A 14,007-nucleotide genomic window follows, 5' to 3' on the forward strand; every position below is an offset into this window, starting at 1 on the left:
CTGTTCAGGCTGAATTCAGGAAAATTTTACTTTCCTTACAGCTGTATCAATATCCCCCATGAGGATGTAATTCCTTAAGTTTAGGTATAAAAAATAACGTGTTTTTGGCAGCTTAAATTTTTTATTATTATTTACAACTTAGTTAAAATTTTTCCAAAATTAGAATAACGTCGTTTAAAGTGCTAAGATTTATGCGAAGTCATTAATGTTTCCTTTTATTCCGTGGCTAGAGCTAGTACCGCAATTGGTGTCAGTCCAATCATTAAAGAGATTGTGCAAAAACAGGCACATTCTACACGTCTAACCCTAAAAGAGGTTATTCTCATGGGGATGTTAGCAATTGACAAATTGGATGATCAAGGTCGTCAAGAGTTAGCAGATCAAGTCCATCAAATGCAGGTTAATGGTGATATATGAATCTGTCTTGAGGAGTCTAAATTCTAAAATCTTCAAGTGCAACAATATTGACTGCAATTGAGATGATAGTAAAACCACGACAACTCAAGCATGGACTCTCTGCTAAATCCATAGCAGCATCCCATTAAATAAACCTCTTTCAGTTCCAGAGATATCTCTCGGCATTGTTGAATTTCAGCAATAAAATCCGCTGTTTTAGAACCTGATCAGGTATCTAGAAGTAGATATCCGTCAAAAGTTACAAACTGAATAAAGAACTCAAAAAAAACCCAAAGGATAACTTAACTAGATGGGGTTTTTTCTCGCTTATTTACAGGGCGAAAATAAGCACTATTTAATCCAGTGTTGGCAATTTTTAGCAAATTCGGCGAAATTGCTACCTGGTTATCCTTCGGGAATTTTTCCGGAATTTCATGTCCACTAGGACAAATATTAGCTTTATAGCCATTTTTGAGTAAATTTTGCCTACTCTGGCTATAAGGCTTCCAAATTTTTCTGCTATCTGTTTTGAGATGTGGTGTTTGACAACTACTAAATTCACTGCATAATTAACAAAAATATTCTTAATTTTCACCTGTTGATAAAAGTGGGAGCAGTAGATAATACTGATAATATTTTTTTACGTAAAAAATTATAAATTCTTAGCAAATTTAATTTTCACTAGTTATGTCTAAATAGGGCTTGCTGTAAAGCCCTAAATAATAAGGGATAAAAGTTACTAAACTTTTACCCCCAAGAATGCATATTAAATTTAAAAACTTGATTTAGCTGTAAGATGCCATTTCTGCTTCCAACTGACGAACTAGGTTTTCATCACCCTTTAATCTGGCTACTTCCAAGCGATGTTCTAAGGTTTTCTGAATATTCACTCTGTGGGCTTCTTCTGTTTTTCTGGCTACTTGCACTCGATTGCTACTCATAGGGATAACTCCTTTAAGCTTATATCTATGTTTTGTATTCATAACATAGCACATATTTTGTAGCTGTTGTTACAGAAATAAGTTAACTATTGTATATTGGATAATCTCATGTAGAGTACCAGAGGCTCTATAAATTCGCCGTTGGCAGTTCCTCCACTGTTAAGATAGCCAATCAGCTTAATTGCTTTTAGGCGATTTTTTTGTGAAAAAGCATCTCCTGCAAAGAATGTAGAGATGAGAATCTCTCTATACATGGAACGTCTCTACAAGGGTTCTAAAAAAACGCACTTTTAATTTTCTACACTTATGTCTAAAGAACATAGGACTTCCGCACTGTACCAACTTCACATGATATGTGTGAACGAAATTGCCTAGTTTCAGGCTTTTGGAATAGCATATTAGTTCGGTGCGTCAGATAGAAAAAATCTGTTGTGTACTAAATTATCGGGTCTGACGCACCCTACAAGATATAAAATTCATAATTTATATTTGATAGATTTTATCAATGAGTAAGTCCTAGAATAATTAAATTTATATTTTTTTATAATTTAGGACTTACGCAAGATTGGACTCAAAACCTGATTCTTGGGTAGGGGTAATTCATGAATTACCCCTACTTCCATTCTGTTTTGCGTAAGTCCTGTAATTATCTAGTGAATAAACAATAGGAATTTCTAATTGGACTTCTGTACCTTCTCCAGGAGTAGAACTACAGCTTATTTGACCGTGATGTTCGTCAACAATAATTTTGTAGCTAATAGATAATCCTAAACCAGTACCTTTTCCTACTGGCTTAGTTGTAAAAAACGGGTCAAAGATTCTTTGTTGATTTTCTGCTGGTATCCCAATACCATTATCAGCAATACAAATTAAGACATAATTATTTTTGATAAATTTAGTAGTAATGGATATTTTAGGATTGATGTGTGATGGTGTCATTTCCAAAAAATCAATAGCATTGGTGATAATATTCAATAGAACCTGATTAATTTTGGCAGTATAACATTCTATTAATGGTAGCAATTGATCATATTCTTTGATAATTTCTATATTAGGTTGATTTAATTTATAACTCAATCTGTTTTGAAGAATAATTAGAATATTATCAATACTTTCATGTATATCAATTTGCTTGAGTTCAGCTTCATTTAAGCGAGAAAAACTTCTTAAAGAAAGTACAATCTGTTGAATACGAGTTGTACCATTTTTCATTGATTTTAGTAGTTCTGGTAAATCTGATTGCAGAAAATCTAGATCAATTAGTTGGATAAATTCATCTATTTCTGGTATTGGTTCTAAGTAATGTTTTTGGTAGAGTTCTATCAATTCTAATAAATCTGAAATGTATTTATGAGCGTGATTAATATTAGGTGAAATAAAATTAATAGGATTATTAATTTCATGGGCTATTCCAGCAACTAGTTGGCCTAAGCTGGACATTTTTTCTTTTTGGATAAGTTGGAGTTGGGTTGTTTCTAATTGCTTTAGAGTTTCTGCCATTTGAGTATCGCTGTCTGTTAGTTTCTTTAGGCTCTGTGAAAGCAATATAAAGAAATTAATTAATGCCATTACTAATCCAGTAATCTGAATAATCTGTAATGTATGCGCTCTTTGATTAGCTATATTTTGATGTTCTGTAGTTAGATCATTCATTAAATTTAATAATTTGATATTATTTGTACTAGAATAAATTACAGCTTCTGTTAATATAGGGGATGAAATTTGCGTTCCCGATGAAATTATAGGGGTTATTTTTACTCTATACATATTCCAGATTGCTTGAGCTTGAATAACCAGTTCTTTAGATTTCTCATCTTCCAATTTTTTAATAAAAACGGGTTTTTCATCACTACCAGTGACAACTTTTCCTGAAGAAAATCCTGTTAAAGTTTCATCAAATTTATTAAAGGCTTTTGTTAATTCTTCTTTTGTGGCTGCTGTGGGAAGGTTTAATGTTTGTGCAACCTGTAATTGTAAAAGAGTTTTGGCAATTCTCTGTGATAACATTCTCTGACGACCAGCCAAGTTAATAATTACAGCATCTTCTTGTAATTGGGAAGATATAATAAAATTAGGTATAAGAACTCCTACATCGAAGCTCAGAAATAAAGTAGAAGAAAGTAAAATAATACGATATTTACTTAGCCACAGATTGTACTGGGGCAAATATTGATTTAATTTTTTCATCATTGTTTGTACATGATTATCATCATGATTTGCAGATGATTCAGTTATGCTTCAGATTGATAATTTTTCACGCAAAAAATAAAGCTATTGCTTTATTACTTTACGTATTTTGTGATATTTTTCTGAGTATTAGTAAAAAATAATAGCAGATTCTTCGTCAAAAATACTGGCGGATATTTTATTTTAACAATTTTTTAATATTTAATGTGATGATTGTGATTGCCCATATTGTATTTCAGATTCCACAGGTATTAAAGCAGGTTCAACAATTATTAATTTGGGAAAAATCAAACATTGAAAGATTTTCTCGTAATCATTTCAGATCTTTAAAAAAATTAATGCGTTACTTCTGCTAAATGTGGGGTACAGAATTTTGAATTGTGGTTGGGTGTATGAGATTTGGGTAAATCTGCATAAATCATATAGAATGGCTATAGAAGCTCGTTAACAATATCATCTATTATGTAATATGACTACACAAACAATATCTGCACCAGAAGTATATCAAGGCCAGTTTGGCAATTTTACAATTACAGAGAGCGATCGCACAAGTGTGATCATCTATCGTACAGGTTTAATGGTAGCTGCGGTGAGTTTTGCGATCGGTAGCGGGTTAGTTTTATTCTCTCCTCAACCTGCTGCAATTCAAGCAATTACCCCACTCTATACCTGTTTTAGTCTTGCACTAGGTGTCAGTTTGTTAACCATCCATATTTATATGGCATCTCTGCACCGAATTTTACAACTTTTCTGGGTAATTGGCAGCATTTCCGCATTTATTTTTGGACATTTTGATAGCCAACCTTTTGCGATTACCGTTTATAATGAACCTCTGACTTTATTCGGAGTTGGGTTTACTTTCGCAGCATTAACAGGGATCTTTTTCAAAGAAGGTTTTTGCTTCAATCGGTTAGAAACTAAAATCTTAACTCCCCTTGTACCTCTACTTTTATTAGGACATTTAACAGGAATTTTATCAACTCAAGCTGAACAGGTTTTATTAGGAATTTGGGCAATTTGCTTTCTAGTATTTGCATTGCGAAAAACAGTACAAGCGATTCCCGCAGATATTGGGGATAAATCTGTATTTGATTATTTAAAAAATCAACGGTTAGCAAAAATTTAACTCTCTTTCCTCTGCGTTCTTTGCGGTTATTTGAAATATGAGCAATAAAACTAATTAGGCAATAAAAATCCTACAAATGAGGGGAAAAACTTGAGAGAAGAAAGTGCATATTGGTTATCCTGGTCACAAATTTCTGGTGTGGGGCCAGTATTACTGCAAAGATTACAACAACATTTTGGGAATTTAGAAACCGCTTGGAAAGCAAGTCCAGGGGAATTGCGAAAAGTAGAAGGTTTTGGATTTCAAACACTAGAAAAAGTTGTTCAACAAAGAACCCGTTTAAATCCTCAACAACTACTTGCCCAACACCAACAAGTAAACCCTCATTTCTGGACACCAGCAGACACAGAATATCCCCAGCTATTGAGAGAAATACCCAGTCCACCCCCACTGTTGTACTATCGCGGTGAAGTCGATTTACAAGAAAATTCGGGACAAAAACCCCTAGTGGGAATTGTGGGAACTCGTCAACCTACAGAATATGGAATTAAATGGACTCGTCAAATTAGTACCGCTTTAGCAAAAAATGGTTTTACTGTTGTTTCGGGAATGGCCGAAGGAATAGACACAGAAAGTCATTCAGCAGCAATGAAAGCTGGAGGAAGAACGATAGCGGTTGTGGGAACTGGTGTAGATGTCATTTATCCCCATAAAAATCGAGATTTATATAAAGAAATTTTGACTTCTGGAATAGTAATTAGTGAATATCCGGCGAAAACTGCACCTAACCGCACCCATTTTCCGAGAAGAAATCGCATTATTGCTGGTTTAAGTCGTGCAGTATTGGTTATAGAAGCACCGATAAAATCTGGTGCATTAATTACGGCTACCTATGCGAATGAATTTTGTAGAGATGTTTATGCTTTACCGGGAAGAGTTGATGATCAACCATCACAAGGTTGTTTAAAATTAATTAGTCAAGGTGCTGGTATTATTAATCAGCAATTAAGTGAATTATTAACAATGTTGGGGGCAATTCCCAAAATAGATGTAGAGATACCATTAGTTAAATCTGCTCCTTTACCTAATTTATCAGCAGAATTACAACAGGTAATTGATACTCTATCTATTGATGCTTTATCTTTTGATTTTATTGTGCAGAAAACAGGTATGAATGCTGGTTTAGTTTCTAGTTCTTTATTACAGTTAGAACTCATGGGTTTAGTTTCGCAATTACCAGGAATGCGATATCAAAAATGTTGAGAGAAGATTTTGTTTCAGGTTTAAAAAGTCATATTTTCTGCAATCTGTTCACGTTCTAATTTTGAATTGTTTATTGTGGTGGGTAATATTGTGGAGTCATCACAGGGGCTGGATAAGTACCCATAGGGGCGTTGTTAACTGTTCCGTTAGGTACTATTGGAGTCATCACCTGGGGTTGAATAAAGGGTTGAACCGGTTGCTGAAAATTAGTGGTTGGTGGATTATTTGTGGGAGTCCGGGGTGTGATAGGAGTTTGGCTAAAGTGTTGGTAAGCGGCACTAGAGATGGAACCAATCAGTTTTTCAGCAGCAGGGTCATTGTTGGGACGTTGTACCATAACAGCAGCTATATAACGCTTGCCGGTGGGGATATCAATTAAACCTGCATCTCCTAACATTGTGCCGATGTCACCGGTTTTGTGGTATGATTTTGCTCCTTCTCCTAAGCCGGAAGGTAGAAGATTATTTCTTTGTGTGCGACGCATAATATCAAGCATGATATCGCGCGATCGCATACTCACCATATTTCCCTGATTGAGTGCCGCAATTAAATTACCCAATTCTCTAGGACTGGTGGTGTTTGTACCTTGTAAATCTGGAAGTGGAGCGCGAATTATTGTAGTTGCTAATCCCCAACTGCGAAAACGCTCATTCAGCACCTCTTGACCTCCCAATCTGGCAATGAGCATATTTGTAGCTGTGTTATCACTGATGGTAATCATCTTTGTGGCAACATCAAGGGCAGTGTATTGACTACCTGCTGTACTCGTCTGTAAAGTTCCAGAACCACCTGCAATCATCTCTTGTTGCAGAGTCAGCATTTCATCCAGACGTATTTTCCCCGCGTCTACATCCTGAAAAAAAGCAATGAGAATTGGTACTTTAATCGTGCTGGCAGCAGAAAAACTAGCAGTACCATTAATATCCACATAAGCCCCAGTATCTAAATCTACTATGAACACCCCAGGGGTCAGATTTGGATTGGCCGCTGCTAAATTCTGCACATCGGTTTTTAAAGGGATAATTTCTTGGGATAAATATAAACTGGAAGCGGCGACAGAGGAATTAGTTGGAGATTGTGTTGGAGATTGTCCCGCGTTAGTCTGAGATGGGGAAGAAGATGTGGTGATGCGATTAGCAGGGTCTAATACTGACAACAGCGTGCCAACAATTGCACCTAAGCCGATGCCCACAATCAACAACCGCAACGTATACAATATGGTTCTAGCCATTGGCTTTAACCGAGTTTTGCGAGATGCTCGCCTATCTATTTTTGGCTTTCCTTGCTTTGGTACACGTACTGTCTTCAACTTTGCAGTACCCGGTTGTGGCATCTTGCCCTTAGTTTTAGGGATGGGTTTAACAGCTGTTGGCATAACTATCTTGGAGCGTGGTCTTCGCCCCTCAGAGGGGAAAGCCGGAGGAATGATATTATTGTTGTTAAGCCGTGTTAGCGCCACACTTTCGCCTCTAGCTATAACCTGTTGCTGTTTCTTGACAACGGGTGTTTGTCCAGCCTTTTGATTTTGACGTGGACGGCGACGACGCTGTGAAGGTTGCTGTCTTGAGACAGCTATTAGTTTGTCACTTGATTCTGACACTACTCCTCCTTGTTACCCACTCAACTGTTTTGTTTGTAGATGTTCGACCCAAAATTGAATCTTCCCGCACCTTGATATACTCAGATAAACTTCTGGGATTAAGTAGCTTTTTTCTGCTCAGTTTAAGTCATATTAACCTAAGTTGCTAGTTAGGTGATTGGTGATTGGTGATTGGTGATTGGTGATTGGGAAGAAAGAAGTTATGAAAAATTTTCCCCCTGCTCCCTGCTCCCTGCTCCCTGCTCCCTACCTCTTGCCTCCTTCAATGCCCATTCTACTTGTCGTAGAATTCCGCGTAACAGAGCAACTTCAGTAGTTTGGATGTGAGCGCGATTATACAAGTGACGGAATTTTTCCATTCTACTAGCTGCTGTATGGGGGTAAAGATAACCTATGGATAATAGTAGAGATTCCAATTCCTGATAGTAAGGTTCCACAATATCCAAAGGTGCGATTTCTGTAGGAGGTATTTTCGGTGTTGTAAATATTTCTGCTAATTGTGATAATTCGTAACAACAGATGGAGACAGCTGTAGCTAAATTTAGGGATGGATAAATGGGACTTGTGGGAATGAAAACTAACTTTTGGGCATAATTGATTTCTTCATTGCTTAGTCCTCGGTCTTCTCTACCAAAAATCAAGGCTACTGGCTTTTCTGGTTCTTCTAATAGCCAGGGTAAGGTAGTGCGGGGGTTTTCTAGGGGGATTTCTCCGCTGTAATCACGGCCTATGGTAGCGATCGCACGCACGCATCCTTGCAATGCTTGTGGTAATGTGTCTACTATGACCGCAGATTCTAAAATTTCTTTGGCATGAACTGCCATTTTTAGAGCATCATCAGCAGAGCGATCGCACTGCGGATTAACTAATACTAGGTTACATAAACCAAAATTTTTCATTACCCTAGCAATTGAGCCTAAATTCAAGGGTCCTGCTGGTTCTACCAACACAATTCTGATTCCAGCCAAACCCATATTTACTCCTCCTGCTAAATGAGTATTGAGTACCGAGTACTAAGTAAGAATTTTCTCTACCTACTTCTGCCACCTGCATCCTACTCGACACATAACTGTACAATCTTCTCAAAATGAAAGTCATGCACTAAATTAGTGAGAGCTTTGGCAAGATTACTATGTAATTCAGGGATTTGATTTATTAATTCAACAGTTTGACGTTTACTACATCGACCAGCAGACCCATGTAGTTGAGTAATCCATTCAGCAGGCATCACCTGTAAAGATGCAGAAGTAAGCATAAAAGATGAAGATTTTTCTGCTTCTCTTCCTATATTTTCGGTCTTTTCTTCGTAAGTGTAGCTAAGACCTAAATGTTCTGCCAGTTTATTCAACAGAAATTCTTCTCGAAATGGCTTGTGAATAAAATCATCACAACCTATAGACAAAATATAAGTCCGCTGTTCCTCAAAAGCGCTAGCAGTCAAAGCAATAATTTTGGTTTGGTGTTGAACAGCAGCTAAATTGTGCATTTCTCCTGCCCGAATTTGTCGTGTAGCTTCGTAACCATCCATGATAGGCATTTGCATATCCATCAGAATTAGATGGGGTTGGTAACGCTGCCAAAGTTCTAATCCCTCTTGGCCATTTTCCGCTGTATACACCTCAAATCCCAGTGGAATAAGCATCTCTACTAGAAGTTTTTTGCTTTCCCATTGATTTTCCACAATTAATAATCGGTAAGCGGGCTGATTAGGAGCCAAATGAATAACTCGATGGTTAGATAATGGAGCAGGAATATCTACTTTTTCTGCACAATCAACCTTGATATGGAATTGAAATACACTCCCCACACCCACAAGACTATCAACCTTGATCTCTCCTCCCATCAACTTGACAAATTTTTGGCTAATGGCTAATCCTAGTCCTGTTCCTTCATGGGAATGAGCAGTTTTGGTTTGCACGAAAGGAGTAAATAACCGTTGTATTTCCTCTGATGCAATGCCAGGTCCGGTATCTTTAATCTCAAATATGAGGAAACTAGAAACCTGCTCTTGGTTATCTTGACTTTCTCCTCTGGTAATGCCTAGAGTCACTTGCCCTTGTTGAGTAAACTTAATTGCATTTCCCAACAAGTTCAGTAGAACCTGGCGTAATTTAACTTCATCGGTTTTGATATATTGGGGAATATTGGGAGCGCGATTAAAGATCAGCGTTAATTGCTTTGAAGTAGCTTTTAAGCGTAATAAATGTTCTAGATTATTGAGTAAGTAATATAAATCAAAACTAGTTGTATTGAGTTGGATTCTGCCTGCTTCCACCTTGGACATTTCCAATACATCATTGATCAGTTCTAGCAGGTGTTGACCACTGCTGTTGATAATATTGAGATGTTCCCGATGGGTTTGATGCAGGGATACATCACGGCTCATTACTTGAGTAAACCCCATGATGGCATTCAGTGGAGTTCGCAATTCGTGGCTCATGTTAGCCAAAAATTCGCTCTTGGCTCGGTTAGCTGATTCAGCCGCATCTCTGGCTTTTTCTAGTTCTACTGATTGGTGTTGAATTTGAGCAAATAACTCTGCTTGATGGAGGGCTATTCCTAGCTGTTGACCAATGTTAATAACCAGATTGATTTCACTTGATTTCCAAGCACGGGGAGCGGAGTTTTGATAACCTGCCAAGAGTCCCCACAACTTACCAGATTGAAAAATTGGGACGATGATATAAGCTTTAGCTTGGAATTTTTCTAAAAGTTGAACATAACAATCATCAAATCCTGCTTTGTAAATATCTTCTACAACTCGATAGCTTGTTCCTTGATTGTAAATACTATCTTTGTTTTCTCGGATATAGGTATCTGTACAGAAATTATAGTTATCAGTATTATTATTTTTGGTTGCTCTGTCTAGCTTTCTTCTTTCAAATTTTCTGATCGAACATTGCTCATTAAAAATAATATTTTCTGCAAGTTGGGGATAATTATTGTTATTGGGCAGTAAAGAAATCCAGCCATTACCTACAGATTCGTCTACAAATTCGCCACTCCAGTCAGAATGGAATTGGTAAATAGCAACGCGATCGCATTTCAAAAGATTTCGCAATTCTACCGTAGTTGTATGGAAGATTTTAGCAATATCTAAAGTCTGTCGCATCCGTTCTACTACTCGCAGGTTTGCCCGTTGCTGTTCTATACTTTCTTGCAAAGCATTTTCAAATAATTGCCTCTCTAGCTCTGCTCCTGCACGGGCTGCAAAAATTCTGACAATCAGTTCTGTGGTCTGGTTGTTAACCATTGGCTTGGTGTCCAACACTTTCAAGTATCCCACGATGTTTCCCATAGAATCATTGAGTGGGATAGCCAAGTAGCTTTCAACTTCTAAGTCGCATAGATGTTCATGACGAGGAAAAAACGATTGGATGCTATGGGGATAGAAAACTACTTCTCCAGATAATATTTGTTGACAAGGCGTTTCTGCCAAGTCGTATTCAAAGTTTTCTCCAAAGTCTTCTCCTGCCCAAAATGCTAGTGTACAAGCCCGCATTTTTGCAGAATCTATAAATTGGGTCACAAAAGCGTAGCGAACTTGTAAAACTTCTGCTAGGTAACGCACCAATGAACGAAAAAATTGACTTCCTGTTTTTGAAGCGGTACCTTCAACTATCAGCTGTAAGGCTGTTTGCTGGCGTTTGCTTTCGGTGATATCTTCAGAAATACCCAATAGATACTGTGGATTTCCAGTTTCATCAAGAATGGGGATTTTTTTAGTATGCAGGGTTCTGATTCCCTGAGATCTGGTGTGAATAGTTTCTTCGGGAATGTCTAAAATGTTTTTGTTGGTTAAAACTTCCCGATCTTTAGCAATAAAAAAATCTGCTTCTGTTTGGGGGAAAAGGTCTTTGTCGTTTTTACCTGTTAATTCTTCTCTGGTATGGCCTAGTAGTTCTTCACCTGCTTTGTTAAGCCTGACAAACTTGAGATCCTTGGCATCTTTGACAAAGATCATATCGGGAATATTTTCGATGATAGAATCCAGAAATGCTTGAGTTTGTCTGATTTCTTCTTCTTGCTGTTCGCGTTCGGCTTCAAGCCGTGCCTTTTCGCTAATATCTGTATGGCAACAAATAAATCTAATTGGCTTCCCATTTTGATTCCAAAGCGCCTGACCGCGTACCAAAATCCACTTATAGGTACCATCTCTGCACAACATCCGATACTCTTGGATGAGGCTGGGAGTTTCCCGATTCATATGAGCGCGATTTGCCTGAATCACTCCTTTGAGATCATCTGGATGAATGCGATTGATCCATTCGTTAATATCATTAGCAATTTCTCCGTCTTCATAGCCCAATATTTCTTTCCAGCGAGCCGAGTAAAAAACTTCAGATGTTTGTAAATTCAAGTCATAAATACCATCTTTACTGGCTTGAATTGCCAATTGCCAACGTTCCTCACTTTGTCTTAATTCCTCTTCTGCCTGCTGGCGTTTTTTCTCTGTTTGATGAGCGCTGATAAACTTACCAATACTTTGAGCCATCAATTCAATAATTTCTTTTTCGTGACTCTCAAATTTATCAGGTCTGGTATCAGTGGAAAAAAAGCAAAGCGTACCATATATATATCCATCTACCCAAATAGGAGTGCCAATGTAGGACTCTATTTTTAAGCTTTGGTATAGTGGATGGCAACGCATTTCTGGCATTTCTCCTACATGGTGGAAGGTAACAGTTTGTTGTTGTTCAACAACCTTTCCACAATAAGCATCTGATAACTTAATTTCTAGCCCAGGAACCAGGCTGCTTAGGTTAGATTGTACGGCCAAAAATGAATAAGTTTGATTGTTGATCTGACCAATTGCTCCTGCTGAAAATCGCAGAACTTGACAACCTGTATTTAAATAATCTAAAAATAGTTTTTCAACATTACTAAAATCAGTCATGTTAATGCGATGTAACTGCTTTAGGCTGGAACTAAAATCAGCCAATGCCTGGGTTTTTTGCAATAATTCTTCATTCTGCTCAACTAGCTGATTTTGTAAACGCTGAATGCGGAGTTGATTTTCGATCCTGGCAATTACTTCTTCAGCTTGAAAGGGTTTACTAATATAATCTGCACCACCCATACCAAATGCTTTTACCTTATCTAAAGGTTCATCAAGGGCGCTAATAAAAATTATAGGTATGTCACGGCTGTATTCATTTGCTTTCAGCCTTTTACAAACCTCATAGCCATCTATATCGTTCATCATAATATCTAGCAAAATCAGATCGGGCAACTTAGCCTGAACTGACCTCAGTGCTATATCGGCATCTAATGCAGACCGCACTTTATAACCATAATTAGTAAGTACCTTGGAGAGTAGAACTAAATTTACTGGACTATCATCAACCACTAAGATATTTGCTAGGGATTGAGAGGTTTGCTGCTGGTTCATATTCATTTTACGGGTAAGCAAGCGATCGCTTGCCCTAGCGAAAGCGTGTCCATTAGCTGACGGCTGTAGACTGATTGAATAAAAAATCTACAATCTCATGATCTTCTAAGGGCTTGGCAAAGAAATATCCCTGTCCCTGATTACAACCGATTAACTGAAGCTTGTTCATTTGTTCAACTGTTTCTACCCCCTCGGCAATTACCTCAAGTCCTAAGTTATGTGCTAAGTTTGCGATCGCTTGAACTATATGGTTGCCGCTGGAACAATCTAACTTCTGTACAAAAGAACGATCAATCTTTAAGACATCTAATGGCAGTTCATAAAGTCGGCTCAGGGAAGAGTAACCCGTGCCAAAATCATCTATATACAACCGAACTCCTAAATTCTGTAAGTCCGCTAAAGTCTTATGAGCATTTACTTGGTTATCAATTATAGCACTCTCGGTAATTTCTATGACTAAGTTGTGAGGCTGTAGACCAGTTTCCTGCAAAACTTGCTTAACTTGTTCTACTAAAAGAGGAAGTGCCAACTGTTTACTAGAAACATTCACACTCACCGTCAAGGAGTTAAAAAGCTCAGGAGACTGTTGTTGCCAGCTACAAAGTTGACGACAAGCTTCTTGTAAAACCCAAAAGCCTATGTCGATAATCAAGCCTTTTTCCTCTGCCAGAGGAATAAATTTGTCAGGATATATAATCCCCCAAGTAGGGTGTTGCCAGCGAATCAAAGCTTCAAAACCGCTAATTTGATTGTTTGTCAAGGAAAATATTGGCTGATAGCACAGCTTAAACTCATTGCGAGTCAATGCCATTTTTAGATCTCGTTCCAACCGCAGGTGAGCAAGTTCTGCCGATGACAGGAAGAGAGTTTGAGCTTCTGGCTCTCGTTCGATGGCATTCGTAAGCCGCATCAGCCGTTCTGCATTTTTGGTAGCAATCTCCACCATCCGTAATTCCTGCTGCGAAAGATTGCCGAGCTTGCCTGAACTTAAAAGATCAAGAGCAACCTGAATTGCTGTTAAAGGGGTACGCAATTCGTGACTGATACCCAAGAAGAAATTTTCATCCTTAATTTCTAGATTAGCAGCATCATTAAAACGTAGATTTGAAGTTAGACCATTTGTCATAATTCGTACTCTGTATTAACTAAGTAATTAGGATAT

General features: G+C 37.7%; 10 protein-coding genes. 3 read left to right on the forward strand and 7 right to left on the reverse strand.

Going from position 1 to position 14,007, the window contains the following annotated elements:
* Nucleotides 1–222: 222 nt before the first annotated feature.
* Nucleotides 223–417, forward strand: coding sequence for a hypothetical protein (locus AC012T_RS03125; RefSeq protein WP_015216787.1), 195 nt, complete (start codon nt 223–225; stop codon nt 415–417).
* A gap of 764 nt (nt 418–1,181) precedes the next feature.
* On the opposite strand, the gene pirA is transcribed toward AC012T_RS03125, so the two are convergent.
* From pirA to AC012T_RS03140, 3 genes are all read right to left on the reverse strand, one after another.
* Nucleotides 1,182–1,337 carry an arginine synthesis PII-interacting regulator PirA gene (gene pirA / locus AC012T_RS03130; RefSeq protein WP_487062998.1) on the reverse strand — a complete coding sequence of 52 codons (156 nt, stop codon included), beginning with the start codon at nt 1,335–1,337 and terminating at the stop codon, nt 1,182–1,184.
* Nucleotides 1,338–1,423: 86 nt separating this feature from the next.
* The gene (locus AC012T_RS03135; RefSeq protein ID WP_487063000.1) at nt 1,424–1,591 is read right to left on the reverse strand and encodes a hypothetical protein; all 168 of its coding nucleotides are present in this window, start codon (nt 1,589–1,591) and stop codon (nt 1,424–1,426) included.
* Between the two features lie 346 nt (nt 1,592–1,937).
* Nucleotides 1,938–3,524 carry an ATP-binding protein gene (locus AC012T_RS03140; RefSeq protein WP_487063002.1) on the reverse strand — a complete coding sequence of 529 codons (1,587 nt, stop codon included), beginning with the start codon at nt 3,522–3,524 and terminating at the stop codon, nt 1,938–1,940.
* Nucleotides 3,525–3,993: 469 nt separating this feature from the next.
* Here AC012T_RS03140 and AC012T_RS03145 point away from each other — a divergent pair, with 469 nt between their 5' ends.
* Nucleotides 3,994–4,650, forward strand: a complete 657-nt coding sequence (locus AC012T_RS03145; protein WP_487063004.1) for a DUF2301 domain-containing membrane protein — start codon at nt 3,994–3,996, stop codon at nt 4,648–4,650.
* 90 nt (nt 4,651–4,740) lie between these two features.
* Nucleotides 4,741–5,853: a DNA-processing protein DprA gene (dprA, locus tag AC012T_RS03150; protein ID WP_487063006.1), complete on the forward strand. Its 1,113-nt coding sequence runs from the start codon at nt 4,741–4,743 to the stop codon at nt 5,851–5,853.
* 70 nt (nt 5,854–5,923) lie between these two features.
* Here dprA and AC012T_RS03155 read toward each other — a convergent pair whose 3' ends face one another.
* The 4 genes from AC012T_RS03155 to AC012T_RS03170 all read right to left on the reverse strand — a co-directional run bounded on the left by AC012T_RS03155 (nt 5,924) and on the right by AC012T_RS03170 (nt 13,971).
* Nucleotides 5,924–7,453, reverse strand: a complete 1,530-nt coding sequence (locus tag AC012T_RS03155) for a serine hydrolase (RefSeq protein WP_487063008.1) — start codon at nt 7,451–7,453, stop codon at nt 5,924–5,926.
* Between the two features lie 200 nt (nt 7,454–7,653).
* Nucleotides 7,654–8,427, reverse strand: a complete 774-nt coding sequence (locus AC012T_RS03160; RefSeq protein ID WP_487063010.1) for an RNA methyltransferase — start codon at nt 8,425–8,427, stop codon at nt 7,654–7,656.
* A gap of 80 nt (nt 8,428–8,507) precedes the next feature.
* The gene (locus tag AC012T_RS03165) at nt 8,508–12,851 is read right to left on the reverse strand and encodes a response regulator (RefSeq protein WP_487063012.1); all 4,344 of its coding nucleotides are present in this window, start codon (nt 12,849–12,851) and stop codon (nt 8,508–8,510) included.
* A gap of 46 nt (nt 12,852–12,897) precedes the next feature.
* Nucleotides 12,898–13,971, reverse strand: a complete 1,074-nt coding sequence (locus tag AC012T_RS03170; RefSeq protein WP_487063014.1) for a putative bifunctional diguanylate cyclase/phosphodiesterase — start codon at nt 13,969–13,971, stop codon at nt 12,898–12,900.
* Nucleotides 13,972–14,007: the final 36 nt, after the last annotated feature.

This window comes from Anabaena sp. EIM26 (genome assembly GCF_057568715.1).

Bases quoted from the DNA above. Each gene is read 5' to 3' on its own strand.
- AC012T_RS03140 (WP_487063002.1), bottom strand. From the start codon at position 3,524: ATGAAAAAATTAAATCAATATTTGCCCCAGTACAATCTGTGGCTAAGT.
- pirA (WP_487062998.1), bottom strand. From the start codon at position 1,337: ATGAGTAGCAATCGAGTGCAAGTAGCCAGAAAAACAGAAGAAGCCCAC.
- AC012T_RS03165 (WP_487063012.1), bottom strand. From the start codon at position 12,851: ATGAATATGAACCAGCAGCAAACCTCTCAATCCCTAGCAAATATCTTA.
- AC012T_RS03145 (WP_487063004.1), top strand. From the start codon at position 3,994: ATGACTACACAAACAATATCTGCACCAGAAGTATATCAAGGCCAGTTT.
- AC012T_RS03135 (WP_487063000.1), bottom strand. From the start codon at position 1,591: ATGTATAGAGAGATTCTCATCTCTACATTCTTTGCAGGAGATGCTTTT.
- AC012T_RS03160 (WP_487063010.1), bottom strand. From the start codon at position 8,427: ATGGGTTTGGCTGGAATCAGAATTGTGTTGGTAGAACCAGCAGGACCC.
- AC012T_RS03170 (WP_487063014.1), bottom strand. From the start codon at position 13,971: ATGACAAATGGTCTAACTTCAAATCTACGTTTTAATGATGCTGCTAAT.